Genomic DNA, 549 nt, shown 5'->3' with positions numbered 1-549 from the left:
CGACCCGAAACACCTCATCGCCACGCTGCGAAACCGAGGCCGAAGAGCTCGATCCCTTTTGGCACTAATGATTCGCGATAGCCTGACCGGGCTTTACAATCATACCCATACTCTACATTTGCTAGAAATTGAAGTTGCTAAAGCAGCGGAAAGCGAACTACCTGTCTGTTTCGCAATGCTCGATATCGACTACTTCAAAAAGATTAATGATAACTACGGCCACCCTATTGGCGACCGCGTACTGAAAAGCCTTTCTCTTTTCCTTAAACAGCGGCTACGTAAAACAGACCACATCGGTCGCTATGGTGGCGAAGAGTTTGCCATCGTACTGCCAAATACTTCTGAACGCGATGCTAAAACTATTCTTAACGAAATACGTGAACGCTTTGCAGAATTACCACAGCCCGCCGGAACCGGCACATTCAATGTCACCTTTAGTTGCGGCATTGCATTAGCTGACCACGAAAACGCTCAATCCTTATGTGAAAAGGCTGATCATGCCCTATACGAAGCAAAGAGAAATGGACGAAATAATGTCCGTTGCTACAA

Annotated in this window: 1 protein-coding gene; it reads left to right on the top strand. The window is 46.6% G+C overall.

What is annotated here, in order from left to right; genetic code table 11:
• Positions 1 to 67: 67 nt before the first annotated feature.
• Positions 68 to 549: GGDEF domain-containing protein (locus A3729_RS08755; protein ID WP_304439708.1), on the top strand; the 482-nt coding region annotated here is incomplete at its 3' end.

It is taken from the genome of Oleiphilus sp. HI0043, from assembly GCF_001634935.1.
The sequence above is the reverse complement of the archived record's forward strand: the minus strand, read 5'-3'. Positions and strand labels throughout refer to the sequence as shown.